27 protein-coding genes and 1 riboswitch are annotated in these 23,047 nt (G+C 41.9%); of the genes, 5 read left to right on the forward strand and 22 right to left on the reverse strand.

The features are described 5' to 3' along the window. Positions 1 to 75: 75 nt before the first annotated feature. Entirely contained in the window at positions 76 to 780 is a 705-nt protein-coding gene (locus tag CSV75_RS12845; protein ID WP_199171362.1) for a DUF2225 domain-containing protein, read from the forward strand. 61 nt (positions 781 to 841) lie between these two features. Here the strand turns inward: CSV75_RS12845 and CSV75_RS12850 are convergent, their stop codons facing one another. Continuing rightward, positions 842 to 1,081, reverse strand: coding sequence for a NifU family protein (locus tag CSV75_RS12850; RefSeq protein WP_085131439.1), 240 nt, complete (start codon positions 1,079 to 1,081; stop codon positions 842 to 844). 83 nt (positions 1,082 to 1,164) lie between these two features. On the opposite strand from CSV75_RS12850, the gene CSV75_RS12855 reads away from it, so the two are divergent. After that, a complete protein-coding gene (locus CSV75_RS12855; RefSeq protein ID WP_099637055.1) occupies positions 1,165 to 1,491 on the forward strand; it encodes a YuzD family protein in 327 nt (108 codons plus the stop codon). Between the two features lie 151 nt (positions 1,492 to 1,642). Here the strand turns inward: CSV75_RS12855 and CSV75_RS12860 are convergent, their stop codons facing one another. Further along, the gene (locus tag CSV75_RS12860; protein ID WP_099676151.1) at positions 1,643 to 2,710 is read right to left on the reverse strand and encodes an NAD(P)/FAD-dependent oxidoreductase; all 1,068 of its coding nucleotides are present in this window, start codon (positions 2,708 to 2,710) and stop codon (positions 1,643 to 1,645) included. Positions 2,711 to 2,848: 138 nt separating this feature from the next. On the opposite strand from CSV75_RS12860, the gene CSV75_RS12865 reads away from it, so the two are divergent. Then, complete coding sequence (locus CSV75_RS12865) at positions 2,849 to 3,085, forward strand: YuzB family protein (protein WP_085131442.1); 237 nt, start codon at positions 2,849 to 2,851, stop codon at positions 3,083 to 3,085. Positions 3,086 to 3,248: 163 nt separating this feature from the next. On the opposite strand, the gene CSV75_RS12870 is transcribed toward CSV75_RS12865, so the two are convergent. The 13 genes from CSV75_RS12870 to CSV75_RS12925 all read right to left on the reverse strand — a co-directional run bounded on the left by CSV75_RS12870 (position 3,249) and on the right by CSV75_RS12925 (position 14,794). Next, entirely contained in the window at positions 3,249 to 4,016 is a 768-nt protein-coding gene (locus CSV75_RS12870; RefSeq protein WP_233189605.1) for a TIGR01457 family HAD-type hydrolase, read from the reverse strand. Next, positions 4,013 to 4,459, reverse strand: coding sequence for a DUF86 domain-containing protein (locus CSV75_RS12875; RefSeq protein WP_099673685.1), 447 nt, complete (start codon positions 4,457 to 4,459; stop codon positions 4,013 to 4,015). The genes CSV75_RS12870 and CSV75_RS12875 overlap by 4 nt, the downstream gene beginning before the upstream one ends. Before the next feature lie 100 nt (positions 4,460 to 4,559). After that, a complete protein-coding gene (locus tag CSV75_RS12880) occupies positions 4,560 to 4,910 on the reverse strand; it encodes a YutD family protein (protein WP_233191672.1) in 351 nt (116 codons plus the stop codon). Positions 4,911 to 4,928: 18 nt separating this feature from the next. Then, positions 4,929 to 5,894 carry a lipoyl synthase gene (lipA, locus tag CSV75_RS12885; RefSeq protein ID WP_099637051.1) on the reverse strand — a complete coding sequence of 322 codons (966 nt, stop codon included), beginning with the start codon at positions 5,892 to 5,894 and terminating at the stop codon, positions 4,929 to 4,931. 278 nt (positions 5,895 to 6,172) lie between these two features. Beyond that, positions 6,173 to 6,307 carry a methionine/alanine import family NSS transporter small subunit gene (locus CSV75_RS16130; RefSeq protein WP_232319208.1) on the reverse strand — a complete coding sequence of 45 codons (135 nt, stop codon included), beginning with the start codon at positions 6,305 to 6,307 and terminating at the stop codon, positions 6,173 to 6,175. Beyond that, positions 6,308 to 7,828, reverse strand: coding sequence for a sodium-dependent transporter (locus CSV75_RS12890; protein WP_099676152.1), 1,521 nt, complete (start codon positions 7,826 to 7,828; stop codon positions 6,308 to 6,310). It lies immediately after the preceding gene. Between the two features lie 160 nt (positions 7,829 to 7,988). Further along, on the reverse strand, positions 7,989 to 9,557 hold the full coding sequence (locus CSV75_RS12895) for a Na+/H+ antiporter NhaC family protein (RefSeq protein WP_099676153.1): 1,569 nt from the start codon (positions 9,555 to 9,557) through the stop codon (positions 7,989 to 7,991). Between the two features lie 192 nt (positions 9,558 to 9,749). Next, a riboswitch (Lysine riboswitch) is annotated at positions 9,750 to 9,925 on the reverse strand. A gap of 55 nt (positions 9,926 to 9,980) precedes the next feature. Next, complete coding sequence (yunB, locus tag CSV75_RS12900; protein WP_099637048.1) at positions 9,981 to 10,748, reverse strand: sporulation protein YunB; 768 nt, start codon at positions 10,746 to 10,748, stop codon at positions 9,981 to 9,983. 47 nt (positions 10,749 to 10,795) lie between these two features. Then, a complete protein-coding gene (locus CSV75_RS12905) occupies positions 10,796 to 12,175 on the reverse strand; it encodes a bifunctional metallophosphatase/5'-nucleotidase (RefSeq protein WP_233191673.1) in 1,380 nt (459 codons plus the stop codon). Positions 12,176 to 12,180: 5 nt separating this feature from the next. Beyond that, positions 12,181 to 13,005, reverse strand: a complete 825-nt coding sequence (locus CSV75_RS12910; RefSeq protein ID WP_099637046.1) for a sulfite exporter TauE/SafE family protein — start codon at positions 13,003 to 13,005, stop codon at positions 12,181 to 12,183. Then, positions 13,005 to 13,865, reverse strand: coding sequence for a DUF72 domain-containing protein (locus tag CSV75_RS12915; RefSeq protein WP_099676155.1), 861 nt, complete (start codon positions 13,863 to 13,865; stop codon positions 13,005 to 13,007). Before CSV75_RS12915 ends, CSV75_RS12910 begins: the two co-directional genes overlap by 1 nt. Positions 13,866 to 14,039: 174 nt before the next feature. After that, complete coding sequence (locus CSV75_RS12920; protein ID WP_099676156.1) at positions 14,040 to 14,393, reverse strand: rhodanese-like domain-containing protein; 354 nt, start codon at positions 14,391 to 14,393, stop codon at positions 14,040 to 14,042. A 164-nt stretch (positions 14,394 to 14,557) separates the two neighbouring features. Further along, on the reverse strand, positions 14,558 to 14,794 hold the full coding sequence (locus CSV75_RS12925) for a glutaredoxin family protein (protein WP_099637043.1): 237 nt from the start codon (positions 14,792 to 14,794) through the stop codon (positions 14,558 to 14,560). A 131-nt stretch (positions 14,795 to 14,925) separates the two neighbouring features. On the opposite strand from CSV75_RS12925, the gene CSV75_RS12930 reads away from it, so the two are divergent. After that, positions 14,926 to 15,141 carry a hypothetical protein gene (locus CSV75_RS12930; protein ID WP_099676157.1) on the forward strand — a complete coding sequence of 72 codons (216 nt, stop codon included), beginning with the start codon at positions 14,926 to 14,928 and terminating at the stop codon, positions 15,139 to 15,141. Between the two features lie 263 nt (positions 15,142 to 15,404). Here CSV75_RS12930 and CSV75_RS12935 read toward each other — a convergent pair whose 3' ends face one another. Further along, positions 15,405 to 16,382: an NAD(P)H-dependent flavin oxidoreductase gene (locus CSV75_RS12935; protein ID WP_099676158.1), complete on the reverse strand. Its 978-nt coding sequence runs from the start codon at positions 16,380 to 16,382 to the stop codon at positions 15,405 to 15,407. 177 nt (positions 16,383 to 16,559) lie between these two features. Further along, the gene (locus CSV75_RS12940) at positions 16,560 to 17,024 is read right to left on the reverse strand and encodes a MarR family winged helix-turn-helix transcriptional regulator (RefSeq protein ID WP_099676159.1); all 465 of its coding nucleotides are present in this window, start codon (positions 17,022 to 17,024) and stop codon (positions 16,560 to 16,562) included. A gap of 183 nt (positions 17,025 to 17,207) precedes the next feature. Between CSV75_RS12940 and CSV75_RS12945 the strand changes: the two genes are divergently transcribed. Beyond that, the gene (locus CSV75_RS12945; protein WP_199171363.1) at positions 17,208 to 17,624 is read left to right on the forward strand and encodes a PaaI family thioesterase; all 417 of its coding nucleotides are present in this window, start codon (positions 17,208 to 17,210) and stop codon (positions 17,622 to 17,624) included. Between the two features lie 102 nt (positions 17,625 to 17,726). Here the strand turns inward: CSV75_RS12945 and sufB are convergent, their stop codons facing one another. The 5 genes from sufB to sufC are packed head-to-tail and all read right to left on the reverse strand — an operon-like array spanning position 17,727 to position 22,928. Continuing rightward, positions 17,727 to 19,124 (reverse strand): Fe-S cluster assembly protein SufB, encoded by a 1,398-nt coding sequence (sufB, locus tag CSV75_RS12950; protein ID WP_099676160.1) that lies wholly within the window; start codon positions 19,122 to 19,124, stop codon positions 17,727 to 17,729. Positions 19,125 to 19,166: 42 nt separating this feature from the next. Beyond that, the gene (gene sufU / locus CSV75_RS12955; RefSeq protein ID WP_099630789.1) at positions 19,167 to 19,604 is read right to left on the reverse strand and encodes a Fe-S cluster assembly sulfur transfer protein SufU; all 438 of its coding nucleotides are present in this window, start codon (positions 19,602 to 19,604) and stop codon (positions 19,167 to 19,169) included. Then, positions 19,594 to 20,823 (reverse strand): cysteine desulfurase, encoded by a 1,230-nt coding sequence (locus tag CSV75_RS12960; RefSeq protein ID WP_099676161.1) that lies wholly within the window; start codon positions 20,821 to 20,823, stop codon positions 19,594 to 19,596. The genes sufU and CSV75_RS12960 overlap by 11 nt, the downstream gene beginning before the upstream one ends. After that, positions 20,823 to 22,130, reverse strand: coding sequence for a Fe-S cluster assembly protein SufD (gene sufD, locus CSV75_RS12965; protein WP_099676162.1), 1,308 nt, complete (start codon positions 22,128 to 22,130; stop codon positions 20,823 to 20,825). The genes CSV75_RS12960 and sufD overlap by 1 nt, the downstream gene beginning before the upstream one ends. 18 nt (positions 22,131 to 22,148) lie before the next feature. Further along, positions 22,149 to 22,928 carry a Fe-S cluster assembly ATPase SufC gene (sufC, locus tag CSV75_RS12970; RefSeq protein WP_099676163.1) on the reverse strand — a complete coding sequence of 260 codons (780 nt, stop codon included), beginning with the start codon at positions 22,926 to 22,928 and terminating at the stop codon, positions 22,149 to 22,151. Positions 22,929 to 23,047: the final 119 nt, after the last annotated feature.

A 23,047-nucleotide genomic window follows, 5' to 3' on the forward strand; every position in this document is an offset into this window, starting at 1 on the left:
TTTTCATCACAATGCAAACAAATAGCCCCCCACTAGGTCTATTATAATGTATAATAAGACTTAGGACAGAAAGGGATGATACTAGTGGAAATTAGCCCGTTTTACGAGAAAAAAATGCAGTGCTTACTGTGTAAAGAGCATTTCCCTACTACTAAAGTTCGTTCTCGCCAAGTACGAGTAGTTGATCATGATAGCGATTTTAGACCTATTTACTTGGACAAGGAAGTTAATCCTATTTTTTATAATGTTGCCGTATGTCCGAATTGCGGTTTTGCATTTACTGATGATTCCGCTCCCTACTTTGCGCCCGGCACAAAAGAAATGATCGCTAAAAACATCACAGCTAAATGGCATAGCCGCTCATTTGGTGGCGTACGGACGAAAGAGCAAGCAATTGAAGCCTATAAATTAGCGTATTTAAATGCCAATTTTAAAAAAGAAAAGTATTTAACGATAGCAGGAATCATGTTACGTATCGCTTGGATTTATCGTAATGAGGGAAACCGTCAGAAAGAAATGCGTTATCTTGAAATATCTCGTGACCTCTACATAAAGGCATTTTCTGAAGGTGATTATATCGGAACACAAATGTCTGAAACCCGTGTGCAATATATCATTGCGGAATTATCTTGGCGCATTCATGATCGCGCAGAAGCCATACGAAACTTCTCACGTGTAATTGAAGCGCAAAACAGATCAACCGAACCTACAATCATCAAAATGGCCAAAGATCGATGGCAAGAAATCCGTGATGAGGAAACCGCTCATAAAACCAGTTGAATAAGGAAAACCGTGCAAAGAAGGTTATACTTCATTTGCACGGCTTTTTTATTTAGTGAAATTAAAATACTTGTTCTACTTCTACTACACCTGGTACTTCCTCAAGTAATGCACGTTCAATGCCAGCTTTTAATGTAATCGTTGAACTAGGGCAAGTACCGCATGCTCCTAATAGGCGCAGCTTTACTATTCCTTCGTCAATATCCACTAGTTCGCAGTCCCCTCCGTCTCGCAAGAGGAATGGGCGCAATTTATCTAGCACTTCTTTTACCGGCTCATATAATTTAATATCTGTTGTCATTGTAAACACACTCTCCTTTCCTTATACTTATTATAAACTGCCCAGCAGAAAAAATCCAATAATGAATCGGAGGTTTGATTAATATGTCGCAATCCCCTGTAACAATTGAAGTATATGGAGCAGAAGTCATCTGTGCCAGTTGTGTAAATGCACCTTCTTCCAAAGATACGTATGAATGGCTTCAAGCAGCAATATCGAGAAAGTACCCTGAACAACCGTTTTCTATTACGTATATTGATATCGATCAAGAATTAACCGAATCACGACAGCGAGAAATCGTCGAAAAAATTCGTGATGATGAGTATTTTTATCCACTCGTCATGATTAATGATGAAATGATCGGAGAAGGCCATATTCAACTAAAGCCTGTTTTTAACGCATTAGAAGCACAAGGTTTTCAAGCCGAATAAATTGAGAAATTGATGGATTAATTGAGAACAATATATTCATTGAAGCGGTCGTTCTATGTGGAACTGACCGCTTCTTTGTATGCAATGAACGATAGGCAATATCATAACTAAAAAAAGCCACTTCATGGAAGTGACTTGCAGATTGTTGAATTTACCCGTTATGCCATTTGTACATCCATAGCAAGCCAGATTTCATTAAACGGGCGATTCTTCCTGTAACGGTACGATCCGCTAAGTACGCAAATCCTTGCTTCTTCCCTAACGAACCCATGAAACCTTTTAATTTCAGCTCCGGCATTTCAAGCATTAGCGGCTCACCTTTCCAAGTGGAGCGTAATACTTGAACGATTTGCTCGCCTTGAACTTCTGCCAACTGAGCGCTTGGTGCATGTGGAAGCGCAGCGATGTCCCCGACAACGTAAATGTTTCGGTAACTTGGAACTTGGTGGTATTGATTGAGTACGATACGGCCTGAACGGTCTTTCTGAATGACTAAATCGTCCACAACCTTGCCTGGCTTAATACCAGCTGTCCAAACGACTGCATCTACATCGATTGTATCTTCATGATTATAGAGAGTATGTTCGCCTACCTTGGTAATGTTCGAATTCGCTACGACTTCTACATCGTTTTGATCAAACCAACCTTTTACGAAGTTACTCAATCGTTCAGGGAAGTCACGTAAAATACGCGGGCTCCGATCGAATAATTTAATCTTCAAATCCGGACGACTCTCACGTAACTCACTCGCTAATTCGATACCGCTAAGTCCCGCACCTACGATTCCCACTGTTGCGCCATCGCCTAGTCCGAGTAACGTCTGATACGTCCGGCGGGATTTCCCAATCGTTTGGATACTCAGCGTATGTTCAGCTGCTCCAGGTACGTTGTGGTAATTATCTTCACTACCTAGTCCGATGACCAATTCGTCGTATGCAAGTGCTTGTCCGTCTGCCAACAACACTTCTTTTTCTTCTGGCTTGATTTCTTGAATCTCGCCTTCTACCACTTTCAATTGGTCATGAACAGGGATCGCGACGCGCACATCGGCATCCGACACAGTTCCCGCTGCCAATGCATAAAATTCTGTTTTCAAACTATGAAATAAGGTTCTGTCGACAAGTGTAATTTCAATATCGCCTGGTAAATCTTTATTTAGTAAACGCAATAAAATTCTCATGTTACCATAGCCGGCACCTAGTAAAAGTAATTTTCTCATAATGTCCTCCTTCTATGTCCATTTTCTCGTGCATCTCATTTGCTAGTATAACAGTATGTGACAACTTTCACAATATGTCATGTTCATTGACGCTTTTGTAAAAAAAGAGTACCATTTCTAGTAGGCGAGGTGAGAAAGATGAATCCCATCGTGGAGTTTTGTATGAGTAATTTGGCTAACGGTGCCTACCCTGTATTCGAAACGTTGGAACGGGACCCAAACATTGACGTACTCGAATACGGCTGTTTGAGCTATTGTACGAAATGTAGCGACACATTGTACGCGATTGTTAATGGTGAACTTGTCGAAGCGGATACAGCGGATGAATTGACGAAGCAAATTTATCAGTTCATTGAAGAAAATCCACTTTTTTAATAAAATACCGTCAACAGGATGTCTTCTAGCGATTACGCTTCTAGAGACATCCTTTTTTTGCTATAATCCACTATCATTGCCCACTATTCCCTAATAGCTACCCTGTTAAACAAAAAGCTATCGCAAGAAGCCGGTGTGTAACGACTTCTTCGATAGCTTCTTATTACTTCAGCCATTCCGCAAGCGAATTCAGCATATAAGTAGGTTGTTGCGCTTTCTTTAGCACATCTTCTCTACGCGTGACTCCTGTCGCGACATACGCTGTATCTATACCATAGCGAATACCCGCCATGATATCCGTATCGTAATTATCGCCGATCAGGATCATGTCTTCCTTCTCGTACATTCCTTGCTGCCGGATGAACTCCAGCATATGCGGCTCTGGTTTTCCAACAATGAGTGGCTTTGTATCAGTCGCCGCCTCCATCAACTTAAGGAAAGAACCGTTAGCTGGTACTAGTCCTTTTTCAGTCGGGAATTTAATATCTTGATTGGTGCCTAAGAAATGAGCACCGTTACGTATCGCCAGACAAGCATTCGCGAGTTTGTCGTATGTAACCTGACGATCGAGTCCCATTACCACCACATCTGGATTCGTTGTGGTGATCGTAATATTTTCGAGTTCCAATGCCTCACGCAATCCTTCTTCACCAATCATCATGACGTTTGCACCGTCATAATGCTGTTTGCAATAACGAGCCAGTGTGGTGGCTGAATTCATGATGAAATCAGTTTCTGTACTCACACCAAAACTTGCTAGTTTCTTCTGTTGCGCAGTACGTGTCAAGGCAGCGTTATTCGTAATGAAATACGTTCCCCTACCCTCAGCTTGGCACGCCGCAACGAAATCTACCGCTTCTTGGATAGGTTCACTACCACGATACATCGTGCCATCCAAATCGAAACAATACGCTTTATATTGTCTCATCATTCTGTCGGAAGAAACGCCGAGACTGGACCTAATTCATTCGTTAAGTAGTCTCGAACTTGTCCTGGGAATTGTTGTAGTTCGTTAAGCGTCTCGCGAATGGATTGTACTACTTTATCCGCATCGACTTCCACGAATTGGCGGACAATCATTGGGCGTAATGAAATGAATGCCTTTAATGGAGTGGCTTGCTCGGATAGGATCACTTTTTCATCTTCAAGAATATCGATTATATCGTCGTAACTTCCAGGGTCACGCATGATGAATCCGTCGATCATAGAATTACCTACGTCAATGATTCCTTCAATCAAACCGTGTGCAATTCGCTCTAAAGCCAGCTTATTTACATCGCTTTGTAGCCAGTTCGTTTCCTTTTTGAAAATATCGATCAACTGCTCCATATACACTAATGTTTTATTGATTTGGTTTTGATCTACAAAATACATACTGTTCTTCCTCCTCATATACCTCATACTTCTATCTTACCATATTTATTGCGAAACGAATGAAGGCTCCGAGCTAATTTGCCCGAAGCTTTCATTTTTATTAGTCTATTTTTGAAGTAGATGGCGTTTCAGAATGTACTTCGTCCACCGCTTCCACTTCCGTTAGTTCCGCTTTTACTTTTCCAATCTTTTTCAAGATAAAATAAGCACAACCGAAATTACAGTATTCATAAATATAATCTTGGACAGTACTAATTTTCGTTTCATATGTGGATTTGGAATTACGGTCATCAAAAAAGCCTTTTAATCGTAATTGACCATATCCCCAGTCACCCAAGATAAAGTCATACTTTAACAGTACTTCGCTAAAGCGTTCGTTCAAGGCTTCTTCATCGAACCCATCGCGAAACTCTTCTGCAATTTCATATTGCATATTCTCTACAATAACCATTCTCTGCTTCACTTCCATTTAACTGCTCGCTTGTCCTTCAAGTTTCAGCAGTTCGTCACCTTGGCGCTGTTTTTCTCTGGCCGAAGCATTAACTTGCTCGTCTGCGTGGTAACTTGAACGCACAAGCGGCCCCGCCTCACAATGAGAGAATCCTTTAGTCATTGCGATTTTCCGCAACTCACCAAACTCGTCAGGCGAATAGTATTTTACGACTTTAGCGTGTTTTTTTGTTGGTTGCAAGTATTGACCAATTGTCATGATATCTACGTTGTGTGCACGCAGATCATCCATTGTCTCAATAATTTCTTCCATTGTTTCTCCGAGTCCTACCATTAGTGAAGACTTTGTCGGGATCTCGGGATACATGTTTTTGGCACGTTGAAGTAATTCAAGTGAACGATCATATGTTGCACGCGCACGAATTCTCGGTGTTAAACGACGTACTGTTTCAATATTATGATTGAGGATATCTGGTTTTGCATCCATCAAACGTTGCAAGTTCTCTATGTCTCCACCCATATCCGATGGCAATACTTCAATAGACGTAAATGGATTCTTCCTGCGTATCGCACGAATGGTTTCCGCGAAAATCGCAGAGCCTCCATCTTTTAAATCATCGCGTGCTACGGCAGTGACAACGGCATGTTTCAAATTCATCAATTCAACTGATTCCGCTACGCGTTCCGGTTCAGCGGTGTCAAGTTCATTAGGTAAACCTGTTTTAACTGCACAGAAACGACATGCCCGTGTACACACAGCCCCTAAAATCATAAAGGTAGCTGTACGTCGCTCTCCCCAACACTCATGAATGTTCGGACAACGCGCTTCTTCACATACGGTATTCAAGTTTTTTTCGCGCATTAATTTCTTTAAACCTGTATAGTTCTCATTGGTGTTCAGCTTAATTTTCAGCCAATCCGGCTTTCTAACATGCTCAGATTTTCTTCCTGTTTCAGGTTTGCATGACAACGCTACCGACTCCATTCTGTTGATAGATTCTTCTCATGTCAATGTAACATAAATTCAGATAACCTTCAATTATAGATGACACACATTGCAAGCAATAAGGTACGCGAGTAGAAATTTGAAATAGGATGACTGATTTTGGATTTCCGCTGTTGTGGTGGATGATTTCTTATACACGTGGCTTTGACCCCTTCCATTGCTTAAGCATCCTCCTGCAGCGTCGATCAATGGTGCACTCACCAACTTACAAAAAAACACCTGCAACCAAATTTCCGGTTACAGGTGTCCATCGTTTACTATTCGATTTTGAATTTCTTTCGAAACTTACTGAGGATCGTAGCGTAAAAGATGCTAATAAATAGACCGCCCCAGATGATTGTTACACCGAGTAGCATCATGAGAATTGCGGAGCCGCTCATTCCTGTATCCATTTATAGCCCCCCTTTTTCTTCTTCATAATCTGTTGTAATTCGTGTGTTGTCTTTCCATTTTAATGATGTGAAAACGATCGACAGAACAAACGCGCCAATTGCTACCGGCCAACCAATCGTCCATAAGAACGATGTGGGATATCCTTCATAGTTTTCTGCGATGTTATCTTTGATGAGGAAGAATAACATAGTTCCTAATACTAATGGTGTGATGAATGTTAATGATACTTTCCACCACCAACCAAGACGAATATCTGATACTGCGTTAGCATGTTGTTCGAACAATCCAAGCTTTCTGAACACCCAAGCCAATAAAATTACTTCGATTAGGCCGATGACCGCGATACCAAATTGGTTGATAAAGTAATCTGCCACGTCTAGGAAGTATAAACCACCGTTCGTTGCATACAGCAGGGAGATGACTGCTGATAATCCGACACCAATCGTAACCGAACGACTTCTTGAAATATTGAATTTATCTGACATACCTGCAATGTACGTTTCACAAATCGAGATGAGTGAGGTGATACCAGCAAGTGTCAGTGACAGGAAGAAGAATGCACCGAAGAGGCCATTTAACCCTGGCATTTGATTAATAATTTCAGGGAATACGACGAACGCTAGCCCTACACCTGCCGTGGCTACGTCTGCTACGTCTACTCCTTGATTCGTTGCCATGAATCCTAGCACCGCGAATACTCCGATACCTGCCAGTAACTCGACAGAAGAGTTTGCAAAACCTGTAATAAAGGCGTTATTTGTAATATCCGATTTCTTCGGTAAATAACTAGAATACGTGATCATAATTGCAAAAGCGATCGATAAACTGAAGAAGATATGTCCGTACGCTGCAACCCATACACGGGGGTTCAGTAACTTATCGACATCTGGTTTAAAGAACGCATCCAGCCCAACCATAGCCCCGTCAAGTGTGATGGCGCGGATGACGACAAATAAGAAGAGTAAGAAAAGAACAGGAATAAATATCCTATTCGCCAATTCAATCCCTTTCTTGACACCACCAATTAGGATGATGTAACAAATCACCCAGACAAGTAGTAAGGGTAATACTACGCCTCCAACGAGTCCTCCGACTTCCCCAGGTTTATCCGCTAAGCTCAGAACATCTCCGAAGAAGAATGCCTCTGGATCTTTCCCCCACGATAAACTAAATGAGTAGACGGTATATTTCATAGCCCATGCAATGATTACGGCATAATAGGTAGAAATAACGAAAGATACAAAGATCCCCCACCAGCCTAGAAACTCGGCTTTTTTTCCATTCAGACGGAAGAATGAAAGGGGAGCTGATCCACGATATTTATGGCCAATCGTGAATTCCATGATCAGGATCGGAATACCTGCTGTTAATAGTGCAAATAAGTACGGGATAAAAAATGCGCCGCCGCCATTTTCATAGGCAACATAAGGAAAGCGCCAAATGTTTCCGAGTCCTACAGCCGAACCCACTGCAGCCAGTATAAAGCCGGCTCTCGTTCCCCACTGTGAACGATTTTCCATACAACTTCACCTCTTTTTTGTTATTTTACAAAACTTTTACCATTCGATTTATTCTGACAACTCTAGTTCTGTATATTTAGTATAAACAGCCTAATTAGAGATGTCAAAACAAATTTAGACTAAGAATGAAGTAATTATCACTCTTAGTCTAAACGGTAAATTATGCTATTTGTTCTGGGTGTTTCTTACCTTTGGCGCTCAAATACGCGAATAAAACTATTAGAGTAATAATAACAGCTGCTAAACCGATCCACACAGAACCCGTCAGCCCGAGCACAACATACCCTATTGCTGCTACAGCAGCCGCGACAAGCGCGTAAGGTAACTGTGTGGACACGTGATCCATATGGTTACAACCTGCTCCAGTAGATGAAAGAATAGTCGTGTCAGAAATCGGTGAACAGTGATCTCCAAATACTGCGCCTGCAAGTACTGCCGCCAATGCCGGTAATAATAATTCGGGTGCTGCATTGACCATAATAGTACCCGCAATCGGCATTAAGATACCGAAAGAACCCCATGAGGTACCTGTTGAGAATGCCATTAATCCCGCTAATATGAAGATCAATACTGGAAGGAACGTGACAGGAATATTCAATTGCTCTACCATGGTAGAAAGGAAAAGACCTGTATCTAAGGAAGCGATTAGCTCAGTCAATCCCCAAGCGAAAATTAAGATGAGAATGGCAGGCATCATCGCTTTCACTCCGCTAATCAATGCACGCCACATCCATGATATACTTGCTGTTTCGTTCTTTTTCATTTGCAGAATATATAACAACATAGCTAGCAAAGTAGCCGTAACACCACCAATTACCAAAGAGAAAGGTACATCAGTATTTTCAAATATTGCCCAAATATCGAAAACGCCCGCTTCTTTATAGCCAGTAACAATCATCATGCCGAGCGTTACCACAATCAACGTCACAATCGGCGCTACCAAATCGCGAACTTTGCCGTGTGTATGCTCAGGGAATTCTTCCTTTAGCTGACCTGGAATTTCTTTACCTTGGTCATAAAGTTCACCTTCATTCATTGCACGGTCTTCATGCTTCTTCATTTCAAAGAAGTCATTATTCGTCCAAGCGAAGAAGAAGACCATGGACAATGTCGCAATGACATAGAAATTCATTGGCGCCATCAAAATAAATGCCGTTAATGGTGAATAGCTCACCGCTGCAGTCGTACCTAAAATAAGTGCAAGTTGTCCAATCAAGAATGCGCCCCAACTCGAGATGGGTGACACGACACAAATAGGTGCTGACGTTGAGTCAATGAAGTATGCCAATTTTGCACGAGAGATTTTGTGCTGATCTGTAATGGGTCTTGCAATCTGTCCAACTGCCAAGGCATTGAAGTAGTCGTCTACAAAAATTGCAATCCCTAGCCCCATCGTCAACAGCTTCGCGCCACGTTTTGTACGGATGCGTTTGACTGCCCAGCGTGCAAATGCGGCGCTCCCTCCGGATAAACTGACGAATGCCGTAACGATACCTAGTAATAATAGAAATAACATAATAAAAATATTGTATGTATTGAGCCCGCCATCCCAAAATGAAACTGTCATAGCCCTCCATACACCTTTTAATGTCTCAAACGGTGCGAAGTTCGCTAATAGTAAAGCTGCTGTAACAATTCCCGCACCTAGTGATAATAATACTCTCCTTGTCACTAACACCATAACGATGGCGATAATAGGAGGCAAAATAGAGACCCATGTTCCGATCATTGTAATTCCTCCTCTTTCTAGTTGCTAGATAATATCGAAATGCAGAAGATCTTTCGAAGAGTGGATAGCAGATACGATCCTGTAATTCCTTAATTTACCGATAAAAAAAGCCAACCCCACAGGCAATAGCATACGTGTAGGAGTCGGCCAGTCAATTGATCAAGCAATACATTCATAAATCGCAGTACAATTGGCAACTGTAGCTCTCCATACATTTATCGCTGTATGACAGTGTCATTCCTCTTTGAAATGACCCCAACTTGAGAAGTTGACCCTTCTCAAACTTCGGCATTGTCTCCTTTCGCTCGCGGTCATAGATGTCACTCTCTCGCCAGGTACTTATAGACAATGCAGCCTCTACGTAAGTCTCGATATTCTTCTGTTCTTAGTGTAGCAATAATCGACTTTGTTCACAATAGCCTTTTACTCCGTCTTCTCTAGCGGAACTTCGATTTGTGCGGGCGTTTGCTCTCCTTTTGAATAAATTTGTGGTACCTTTCCTCTGATCAAGCCAATTGCAATCGGTATTTTCTGCTCCACTACACTTCTGCTAGTTGCTAGCGGAACGATAATCTGCACATTGACTTGCAACATCAGATACACTTCCACATAGGCATTATTAATACCAAATTCACGAATATCGGTTTCTACTGTTGCATGTACATCTCCAATGACGTGGAAGCGGATTGGGATTTTCGGCCCCAAGTTACCGAGCAACGGGATATTCGCTGCTTGCCCAATCGGAACGAAAAATACAATACCTTGTTCTTTTTCCATACGATCAGGATTGTACTCGAGATCTCCGAGTGGCGGTAGCATATCGAGATCTCCGCCTTCTGCACGCTCCAGATGATTTTCAACAAGCTGATGAATTTCTGACATGACCTGGCTGATAATTTCAGCGTTAAACTTCGTTGTCACCGTATCTGTTGTATCATCGGGAACATTTTCTATAATTTCATTGACATCATAAACACTGGTGGATCGATTGTTTATCGCTTGACTGATCACGTAACTGGCTATTTTCTGCGTTTGCACTTCGGCATATTGTGTATAGATTGGCGTTAGCTGTTTATTGACCGTATAGAAAAATATCGCCACTCCCACCATGATGGTTGGGATGACAAAGCGCAGAATAGTTTTTCCATAGTTAAACTTCTTTGGTCGTTTTTGATTCGTATAAAACCGCATGAAAACGCCTCCTACTTCACATTATGCGAAATAGGAGGCGGACATAACTAACGCTCATTGAAATATTTCCTTCCATACCAACCGAGGATATCGCGAAGCATTTCCGGCATGATATATTCTTTCTTCGCTTCTTTTAATATCGGATAGAAAAAGCCAAACGTGAACATATCAAGTGTTGCTAACGTGTACATTTTACCGGGTTCTACCAAACGGTTGCCTGCAAATAATTGTCCGTCCGTGTTACGGTATAAGTGTTCATGTATCATACTACCCATCAGCGTCCCACGAAATCCTAAACCTTTTATCGGAAGTTCCGTCCACTTCGGATCAAGTGATTGCTCATAGACTGTCAGCAAATCCATGCCATCTAAATGAATGAGGCAAGGATTGATAGGGTGTGGCAATAAAGAGTGCAAATCCCCTTTTGTCACCCAGCCTTTATCTAAACTACCAAGGAAAATACCCGCGTTGAAAAGCGCACAGTCGGCATCAAGATACGTAAGTAACGCGCGACCAAACAGCGAGGATAATGGACTGTCTCCTGTAAGACGCTGTGATAATGGAGATGGATTATAAAACACGGGCACTTCTAGTGTCTCTTCCCCTTTAGCAAATAAGCTATTCACCTGTTCCATATCCTCTTCTGACATTTCCATCATCTGTGTTGGAAAAACCTCTGCTTTCATATGAACGACTTGACCTGTCATACGGTCTATATCGATCTGGACGTGACCGACATACTGACCGAATTTTTCCGCAGCCGCAAGTAGCGTGTCGTCAAGCCATTCACCATTTTGTAATAAATGATGCGTGTGTGCTCCTAAAATCACATCGATCTCCGGGGATTGCGCAGCTAAAATACGATCTTCATTGATTCCTAAATGTGAGAGACACACGATGACATCGCATTGAGGACGCAAGTTGCGGGCCATTTCCCGCAACGCCGCGTGCGGTTCGCTTACGCACCAGCCGAGTTGTTCATAAAAATCATAGTATGGCGCTGTGGCACCGATGACACCGACGCGCACACCTTCCGTGGTCTCCAATATTGTGGACGTCTTCGCCCAGTATGGTAGCTTACCACCCTGTTCAGTCAAGTTGCAGAGCACTACATCAAAGTGCGCGTCTTCATATAATCTATTTAACGCTTCCTTTGACATGGTGATTCCTTCATTATTGCCAATCGTTACTGCGTCGTATCCTGCTTTGTTTAATAATTCAATATTTCCTTTCCCTTCTGTTCCTTCGGTAAACGGATGAGACCGATCAATATGGTCTCCAATATCAAATAGAAAACAATGCTCCCCATTCTCTTCAGCCTGTTGCTTCCGCTTAGTAAGAAAGTGATGAATTTGCGGCCAATTCTCGAAATGACTATGGACGTCATTTGTGTGGTAAATATGGATCGTTGCTACCGTCTCCTTCATATGTGTCAACCCCAAATCCCCTCATAGATGGAACGAAGTCCAAAGACGAGTAAAATGATGCGTATGACTAAAACCAATGTATCTGATTTCATTTTGCTGTTTAAATAGGCGCCGAGCATGCCACCAAAATAGGCGCCCGGCACGACAGGTATCGTATACAGCCATGGCACATGACCGAGTGAAATATGAGATACCGAGTTAACGATTGCTGATAAAAACACCATAAGCATAGATGTCGCAACAGCGACGTGTGGCGGGAACAAGAATAGTAAAATCATTGCCGGCACAATCATCGTACCGCCACCTATTCCGAATAAGCCCGACGTAAATCCAATGAACAATGCCAATAAGATGGCAAACCAAATTGGGTAGCCATAGATATGTGTTTTACCTTGAGGATCAGTAAACTTAATCTTTTTTCCATTATCTACAAACCATCTAATCGGTTTCAAATATTTTCTCGTTAATAACAGTGTAGATAAAATGATGAGCAATATGCCAAAATATAAATTAAATGAGGACAAACTTACGCTTTTATTGACTAGCGCTCCGAGAATGATACCCGGTATACTCGCGGCGAAAAATAACCATGCACTGCGATAATCAATCGTCTTTACTTTCATATAAGACAGTGTCGATCCAAGTCCATTCGCAATCATCATGATGACCGATAAGCCCACTACACTTTGCGGTGTAATATCAGGAATCATTCCTAAATTTAATCCGACAAACAATGTGACAGGAACCAAGATGGTTCCTCCACCGAGGCCCGCAATCGAACCGATAATACCGGATGCTAAACCTATTAAGGCGAGTACTACAAATTCCATCAGTGATCCCCCTCAAATAAATCCAGTTGCTTGGTGAGAGGCTGACCGTATTCTATGTTAAGTAATCGTGCAAATTGTTTGGCGTTCTTCGCTGCATGCTGGCCGGAGTTATTATTAAAGATGACAAATACGTCTTCAGTCTGCTTCTGAAGATGTTTCACGATATCACGCATACTCTCTAACTCTTTTTCATTATAATCATAAAGATAGCGGACTTTACGCCATGCTTTACTATCTCCCGTAGTATTTACCCACCCTTTATCATTGCGACCGTGAAGACGTAACAAAACTTTCGGATCCGTTGCAACTGGGACTAGCGGCACACTTCCGTCCCCTACTTGCGGCTCATCACAAACGACATGGATGATGTTCAAGTCGTTCAGAAAGTCGAGTGTTTTCTCTCGATAAGCTGGAGAATACCACGTTTGATTGCGAAACTCTACAGCGATTGGCAACGGCTGTAATTGTTCATGCACATAGCGAATGCGATCCACATTTTCCTTCTTACAATCGAACCAAGGTGGAAACTGTACCAGTACCATCGCAAGCTTCCCCGCTTCAACAAATGACGTCAGGGACAGCTTAAACAGCGAGAACATCTCCTCTTCAGATTCATATGGTAACTTTCCACGCTGATGACCTGTAATACCCTGATACGCCTTCACGACAAATTGAAAATTAGCGGGCGTTTCCTCTGTCCATTTATCCATAACTTTTTTCGATTGTATAGCATAAAACGTCGAATCCAGCTCAACGATTGGAAAGTGTTTACTATAATCTAGTAGTTTTTTATTCGCGACTGTATTCTCATTGTATAGACTTGGATGGTCTCCCCACCCTGTCAGACCAACATGTATCATGGAAAGCCCTCCTCTTATGATCTTTAGCTTAGTGTATCATATCTCATGTATTTTCGGAAAAATCATACTTCCTGATTTGGTAGTATGATTTTCTATAATTCGCCTAGTCAACCGATTTTATTTTCACGCAAAAAAGCGTCCCGAGATAGGATCTCCGAGACACTTCTTTAATAATTAATCTTGCCACGCGCTCATTCCCCCGCGTACATTCGTTACATTCACGAATCCCGCTTTTTTCAGTTGGCTTGCTGCATTGACACTACGCATGCCGCTTTGACAGATGACGATGACTTCTTGATCTTTCTTCAATGTTCCCATCTGTTTTGAAAGCAAATTCAAAGGAATATTTTTAAATTTCTTTATATGGCGTCCTGAATATTCAGCTGGTGTCCGCACATCGATACATTGGACATTTTGATCGTTCACTCTATCTTTTAATTGTGCAGTCGAGATTGAACGCACACCTTTTGCAGGCTTCATACGCCAAACTACGAAGCCGACGAGGAGTGCTATGATAATCCATTCCATAATTAATGCCTCCTATTAGTGAGTCCATTCGATGATGACGAGAATGACTCCCATCACCGCAAATGCTATATGGCCAATACAAAAGCGCGGGAATACGTTCTTTTCCATTTCTTCGGCCGATTGGATTGTGCAGTTTCGATTGAACAAAAAACGTTTATATTTATTCATGCGTCTAGTGCAGCGTGAATACTTGCTGGATCAAAGCCGATAATCCATTTTCCATTCAACTGTGTTTGTGGAACGCCCATCTGTCCGGTTAGTTCCACCAGACGCTCTCCTTCTGCAGGATTTGTAGAGACATTGATTGTCTCATAAGGCACATGGATTTCATCCAGATAATTCGTCATCATCGTACAATAAGGACAAGTAGATGATACATATACGGTCGCTTTTTCAGACATGTAAAAAACTCCTTTTCATTTGTATGTACATCCATTGTATACCCCATTAGGTATGTAATCAATCTATTGATTCGTATATATGATGGGATTTTTCTTTAGTGCAAAGCATGCTAGTATATAGAGGTAACCAAATGAATAAGAAAGGATGGATGAACATGAGCGACGTACTTTTACAACAAATTTTAAGTGAAATGAAAGGCATTAAAACTGACATCTCTGGGATTAAGTCAGATGTTAGTACACTTAAATCAGACGTTAGTACACTTAAGTCAGACGTTAGTGCACTAAAATTACATGTCGAAGTTCTAAATACAGACATGTCAGAAGTGAAAAAGAACAGCAATTGACAAATAAACGGTTGTCTTCTATTGAAACTAAACAGGATACAATTTACATCAACTATGTTTCTTTAACTGAAATACAATCTAAAACCCTCTCCTTACTCGAACAACTCCAAACAGATGTAGAATTCACCTATCAAAAGACCGCAATGAATGATTTAAAAATTAACCGTATTGAAACAAACTCCACTCACAAACACTAAGCAGGCAAATAAAAAACAAGCGTGTCTGGATGGACATACTTGTTTTTATCATGATTCTTTTCTTTATTATGTGCTCGCCGTGTTCACTTTATCTCCTACCAACTTATCCTTTGCCTCTTGGTACTGCTGTGCTAATTGTGCGACGTACTCTTTCGTAGGTTGAACTTTATCGATGATGCCAATTCCTTGACCACAGCCCCAAATATCTTTCCAAGCTTTTTGACCTGCATCACCACCGAAATTCATTTTACTTGGATCACTTTCCGGTAAGTTATCAGGATCTAAACCCGAAGCTCTGATGGACGTAGCTAAATAATTCCCGTGTACTCCTGTGAAGTAATTACTGTATACAATATCATCCGAAGTGGCGTCTATGATGGCTTGTTTATACTCTTCAATGGCTCTCGCTTCTTCAGTAGCGATGAATGGCGATCCGATATAGGCAAAGTCGGCCCCCATGGCTTCGGCTGCCAATACGCTTCTGCCGGTTGCGATAGATCCACCAAGTGCCAGTGGTCCATCAAACCATTCCCGAATTTCTTGAATGAGTGCGAACGGGCTTTTCGGACCTGCGTGCCCTCCCGCTCCTGCAGCCACCGCAATTAAACCATCTGCACCTTTTTCAATTGCTTTCTTCGCGAACGTATTATTGATCACATCATGCAATACAATTCCGCCGTAACTGTGTGCAGCCTCATAGACATCTTCTCTGGCGCCTAGCGATGTAATAATGATCGGAACTTTATACTTTACACACAGCTCCATATCTTCTTGCAATCTTTCATTGGATCGGTGGACGATTTGGTTGATCGCAAATGGCGCGGCTGGTTTATTGGGATTTTTCGCATTATAGTCGGCTAATTCTTCTGTAATCTCGATCAACCACTCTTCGAATTGTGCAACGGGCCTTGCATTTAGAGAAGGCATAGAACCGATTACTCCTGCTTTGCATTGCTCAATCACAGTCTTAGGATTACTAATAATGAACATCGGGGCTGCGATCACTGGAAGACTCATACTCTTTTTCCATTCTACTAAACTCATTAGAACACTCTCCTTTTATCGTAAGCGCTTTCAAAACGTATAAATGTATTCCTGTAACGAACATACACTAAGACGTTTCAAAAACTTTACATTTTCGATACATGTATATACATGTATTTTACTGGATTTTTTCGAGTTGTCAATCAATTTATGAATGGAGATTCATTTTTATGTTACTTAACTTTTGAATTCATCAATCACTTTCTGTAATGCCTTCAACTTCTTCAGTAAGTCCATGTATTCTGCTTTGCTAATAGATCCTTCAATTTGTTCCTGTACTTGTGTCCAAATCGGTGTAGCCTCATTTAATTTGTCGTACCCTAATTCTGTGATCGTGACCACTTTGGTTCGCGAGTCCTGTTTCGCTCTCTTGATCTGTACATATCCGGCATCGTTTAGAATGTTCAAGTTACGCGTAACGGTCGTTTGATCGAGCAACATCATCTCACCTAATTTACTAATCGAAATATCCGGCGATGTATAAATATTGCCGAGCATATAATATTGGGTGATTTTTAATCCAGTAGGTTTCAAGAGATGATTGTACAGTTGTGTAAGTGATCCGGATACCGTACGGAGATTCGCACTGGCACACACGTCAATAATATAATTTGCTTGCTCTTGATCCAATTTTTTTCTCATGATGTCCACTCTTCCCTTAAAATGATGATCGTACTGTTTTAGCCGCTTCGACAATTCATTCTATTGTACATGTACCGGGATAAATTTTAAAGCTGGATTTCCCGCTACACTTAGTAGTATGCTTCTATTACATGTATATACATGTAGTAGAAGTATATCAGTGAAATGGAGGTAAAGAAGAGGATGAAAGAACTTAATTTATTGGATAGTATTGATTTGGAACAGACATTAATAGGTGCTTTAGGAATTACCTTTACACAACTTGACCCTGACAAAGTCGTCTGTGAAATGCCGGTTGGACCGAAAACTGTTCAGCCTATGGGCTTGTTACATGGAGGCGCTTCAGTAGCACTCGCTGAAACTGCGGCTAGCATTGCAGCCGCTTTAAACCTAAATCCCGAGACGCATTATCCAGTAGGACTAGAAATCAATGCGAATCATATACGGGGTAAAAAAGATGGTGTGGTCACTGCTACTGCCGTTCCATTCCATAAAGGGCGCACATCAATGGTCTGGGATATCCAAATCACGGATGAGATAGGTAAATTAATAAGTGTTTCGAGATGCACGATTGCGGTTGTGGAGAAAAAGGTTCGCTAAATAAACAAAACGTGCCGACCATCCGAATTGAATCGGCATGAAATCGGCACGTTGCTTTATTCAACTGTTAGGAATATCGCATAAACGCTGATATTTCAACGCTTACCCAATACTACCTTCCATCTCGAACTTGATCAAACGGTTCATCTCTACCGCATATTCCATCGGTAGTTCTTTTGTGAATGGCTCGATAAAGCCCATAACGATCATTTCTGTTGCTTCCAATTCAGGAATACCGCGGCTCATCAAATAGAAGAGCTGCTCTTCGGAAACTTTTGAAACTTTTGCTTCGTGTTCCAATGAAATATTGTTATTCAAGATTTCATTGTATGGAATCGTATCTGAAGTAGATAGTTTATCCATGATCAACGTATCACACTCAATGTTGGCACGAGCTCCGTCCGCATTGCGTCCGAAGTGGACAACTCCGCGATACGTTACTTTTCCGCCGTGTTGAGAGATAGATTTTGAAACAATAGTAGAAGACGTGTTAGGTGCCAAGTGCATCATTTTCGCGCCGGCATCCTGGTGCTGTCCTTTACCTGCCAATGCGATAGATAGTGTCAAACCGCGTGAGCCTTCACCTTTTAGGATGACTGCAGGGTATTTCATCGTCAATTTAGAACCAATGTTGCCATCAATCCATTCCATTGTCGCATTCTCTTCACATACTGCACGCTTCGTTACCAAGTTGTAGACGTTGTTCGCCCAGTTTTGGATCGTTGTGTAACGGCAATATGCATCTTTTTTGATGATGATTTCAACAACCGCACTGTGTAGTGAGTTTGTTGTATAAACAGGTGCTGTACAACCTTCTACGTAGTGAACGCTTGCGCCTTCGTCTACGATGATCATCGTACGCTCGAACTGCCCCATGTTTTCCGAGTTAATACGGAAATAAGCTTGTAGCGGTGTTTCTACTTTCACGCCTGGTGGTACATAGATAAATGATCCACCAGACCATACAGCAGAGTTTAACGCTGAGAATTTATTGTCTGAGTTCGGAATCACTGTACCCCAATATTGTTTGAACAACTCTTCGTTTTCACGAAGTGCAGAATCCGTATCTTTAAAGACAATTCCTAGATCTGTTAGTTCTTCTTTCATATTGTGGTAAACAACTTCAGATTCATACTGTGCAGAGACACCTGCTAAGTATTTTTGTTCTGCTTCCGGAATACCTAGTTTATCAAACGTACGCTTGATTTCATCAGGTACTTCATCCCAAGAAGTTTCTGCACCTTCAGATGGTTTTACGTAGTACGTGATTTCATCAAACTTCAATGAATTCAAGTCTCCGCCCCATTGTGGCATTGGCTTATTGTAAAAAATCTCAAGAGATTTCAAACGGTAATCCAACATCCACTGTGGTTCTTCTTTCATTGCAGAAATTTCTTCCACTATCTCACGTGTCAATCCACGCTCTGAACGGAACACAGAAACGTCTTTGTCATGGAAACCGTATTTGTAATCGCCGATTTCCGGCATTTGTTTTGCCATTATTATTCCTCCGTTCCATAATTGCTCGTACTATGGCCAAGGTCATTGCGACTCGCCAGAGACTCCCTCTTCCATCGCCTTCCAGCTCAATGTTGCACATTTAATGCGGGCAGGGAACTGCGCGACACCCGATAATGCTTCTAGGTCGTCAAGATCAATCGACTCGTCCAACTCTTTGCCTAACATCATATCTGAAAAAGTATGTGCTAACTTAACTGCTTCTTCAGTCGTTTTACCTTTGATCATCTGTGTCATCATAGATGCGGATGCCATCGAAATGGAACATCCTTCCCCTTCAAACTTGACGTCTTTGACGATGTCGTCTTCCACATTCATTGTTAAACGGATAACGTCACCACAAGTCGGATTATTCATGTCAATTGTGACATTACCGTTCTCTAGAACGCCTTTGTTTTTCGGGTGTTTATAATGCTCCATGATTACAGATCGATAAAGTTGATCTAGTTTATTAGTAGACATCGTTAAAATACTCCTTTGTTGTGCGAAGTCCTTCCACGAGGCGATCTACGTCATCAGTGGTGTTGTAAAGATAGAAGCTGGCACGCGCTGTTGAAGAAACATCCAACCATTTCATCAATGGTTGTGCACAGTGATGACCTGCACGAACAGCAATACCATTCATATCGAGTACAGTTGCGACATCATGAGGATGGACATCATCCAAATTGAATGTGACCAATCCTGCACGCTGATCGGGATCTCTTGGTCCATAAATGGTCAAGCCGTCGATTTCAGACATTTTATCCATAGCATAACCAGCTAGTTCGTGTTCATGCTGTTCGATAGCGTCCAAACCGATTTCTTCCAAGAAGTCGATGGCTGCACCGAGTCCAATAGCTCCTGCAATAATAGGCGTACCACCTTCAAATTTCCAAGGTAATTCTTTCCACGTAGATTCGTATAGTCCGACAAAATCAATCATCTCGCCGCCGAATTCGATGGGTTCCATATTATTGAGTAAATCCTTTTTACCGTAGAGGACACCGATACCGGTAGGTCCACACATTTTGTGTCCGGAAAATGCAAGGAAGTCGCAATCTAGATTCTGTACATCTATTTTTAAATGTGGAGCCGCTTGCGCAGCGTCCACACACATCACCGCACCGTGTTGATGGGCAATTTTCGTGATTTCTTCAATCGGATTCATCGTGCCGAGAACGTTGGAAACATACATGATGGAAACAATTTTCGTTTTATCTGTAATGGTTTCCCGTACTTTATCAAGTGATAACGTACCGTCTTCTTCTAAATCAATATATTTTAACACTGCACCAGTTTCTTTGGCGAGCTGCTGCCACGGAATGATATTGGAGTGGTGCTCCATATGTGTAATGACGATTTCGTCACCTTCCGAGACATTGGTACGGCCATAGCTTTGCGCAACTGTGTTAATCGCTGTTGTTGTACCGCGCATGAAGATGACTTCTTGCGTGGATTTAGCATTAATGAATTTACGGACTTTCTCACGAGCGCCTTCATAACCATCTGTCGCACGATTTCCAAGTGTATGCACTCCACGGTGAACATTGGAGTTATCGAAGCGATAATAGCGATCCAGTGCCTCAATTACTTTCACAGGCTTTTGTGAAGTCGCTGCGCTATCCAAGTAGACAAGTGGATGTCCATTGACTTCTTGGTCTAATATAGGGAAATGATTGCGGATGTCTTTGCTGAGCATTAGCGCACTTTCCTTTCAATAACCTCCGTTAATTGTTTTCTAACTCCTGCGATCGGCAATTTGCTAACAACTGGAGCTAAGAAACCATGAATGATGAGGCGTTCTGCATCTTCTTGTGTAATACCACGGCTCATTAGATAGAACATTTGCAGTGGGTCCACGCGTCCTACTGAAGCGGCGTGACCTGCTGTTACATCATTTTCATCGATAAGCAAAATCGGGTTCGCGTCTCCACGTCCTCTTTCACCTAACATCAGAATACGGGACTCTTGCACCGCGTTCGAGCGAGTTGCGCCTTTCGCGATACGTCCGATACCGTTAAAGATAGCGGATGAGTTTTCTTTCATTACACCGTGCTTCAAGATGAATGCGTCTGTATCAAGTCCCCAGTGTACGATTTCAGATGTGAAGTTTTGTTTCTGGCTACCGCGTCCAACTACAACGGATTTCATATCACTAGATGAGCCGTCACCGACTAAATGCGTGATGTTTTCAGAAATCGTATTGCCGTCGTTCATTAATCCAAGCGCCCACTCAATGCGTGCGCGTGGTCCAGTAACACCGCGACGGTTGACATACGTTGTCATACCTTCCGCTAATACGTCGACTGATCCGTAGACAATTTTCGCATTGGCCATAGCAAATACTTCCGCTACAATGTTCGCTTGTGTTGCCGCATGCTCCATAGTAGAAAGATAGCTTTCTACATAGGTTACTTGACTGTTTTCTTCTGCAACGATGACTACGTGGTTGAACAGTGAGGCTTCTTCATTATCGTGAATGAAGAGTACTTGTAGTGGATCTTCGATTACTACGTTTTTAGGTACGTAGACAAATACTCCACCGTTGATCAATGCCGCGTGAAGAGCCGTTAACTTATGCTCATCCACTTTGACACCGTCAGTCATCAAGTATTTCTGTAACAACTCACTGTATTCGCGTGAAGCCGTAAAGATATCCGTCATAATAACGCCTTGTGATTTCAAATCTTCAGACAGTGAAAGATATGCAGGTGTGTTATTGTGTTGCACGTAAATATTTTGTTGTTGTTCGTCATCGATCAATGCTTTCGCTTCAGTCGGTAATTCTTCCAACCCTGCGAAGATCGAGCTCTCAACTGTATGTGAAGGGAATTCCGTGAAATTCCAATTGGTAATTTTAGTTTTATCTGGTTTTGGCATTTCGAGCACTTCAGCTTTCGCTAGAGCGTTCGAACGAAAATCTGCCATCCAAGCAGCTTCCTCCACTTTTGCGGAATAAGAGCGGACGTCTTGTTCGGTCAATGCCAATGTTGTTTCAACCGTCATTTTGAGTCGTCCCCTTTCTTATGCTTCTTGTCCAACAGTTTCGTCTTCGATACCTAGTTCTTCTTTGATCCAGTCGTATCCTTCAACTTCAAGTTTCTTGGCTAGTTCTGAACCACCCGTTTTAACGATTTTACCTTGCATGATGATATGCACTTTATCTGGCTCGATGTAATCCAACAAACGTTGGTAGTGAGTAATAATTAAGCAACCGAAACCTTCGCCGCGCATTTGGTTGATACCGTTAGAAACAATTTTCAATGCGTCGATATCCAGACCTGAGTCAATCTCGTCAAGTACTGCGAACTTTGGCTTCAACATCATAAGTTGGAGAATTTCATTACGCTTTTTCTCTCCACCTGAGAAACCTTCATTCAAATAACGAGTGGCCATATCTTCTTGCATTTCAAGAACTTCCATCTTGCTATCCATTTCACGAATAAATTTCATCAAAGAAATCTCATCGCCTTCTTCACGACGTGCGTTCACTCCAGAACGGAGGAAATCTGCATTCGTTACGCCAGTGATTTCACTTGGATATTGCATAGCTAGGAATAGACCGGCTCTCGCACGCTCATCTACTTCCATTGCTAATACGTCTTCACCATCGAGCATAATGGATCCGGAAGTAACTTCATATTTCGGGTGACCCATGATTGCTGATGCAAGCGTGGATTTCCCCGTACCATTTGGACCCATGATTGCATGGATCTCATTTGTATTTATTGTTAAGGTAACACCTTTTAAGATTTCTTTGTCCTCAATTCGGACATGAAGATCTTTAATTTCCAAAATTGCCATTCCAATACCTCCAGTATGATCGCGTTGAATGGTTATGATCCATTCTCTATTTAGTATCATTCTAATCTTAACCCATATTCGATTGGGTTGCAAATCTTTAAGAAACATTACACATATTG

Origin of the sequence: Sporosarcina sp. P18a, assembly GCF_002743135.1 — a bacterium.
Lineage (GTDB): Bacteria > Bacillota > Bacilli > Bacillales_A > Planococcaceae > Sporosarcina.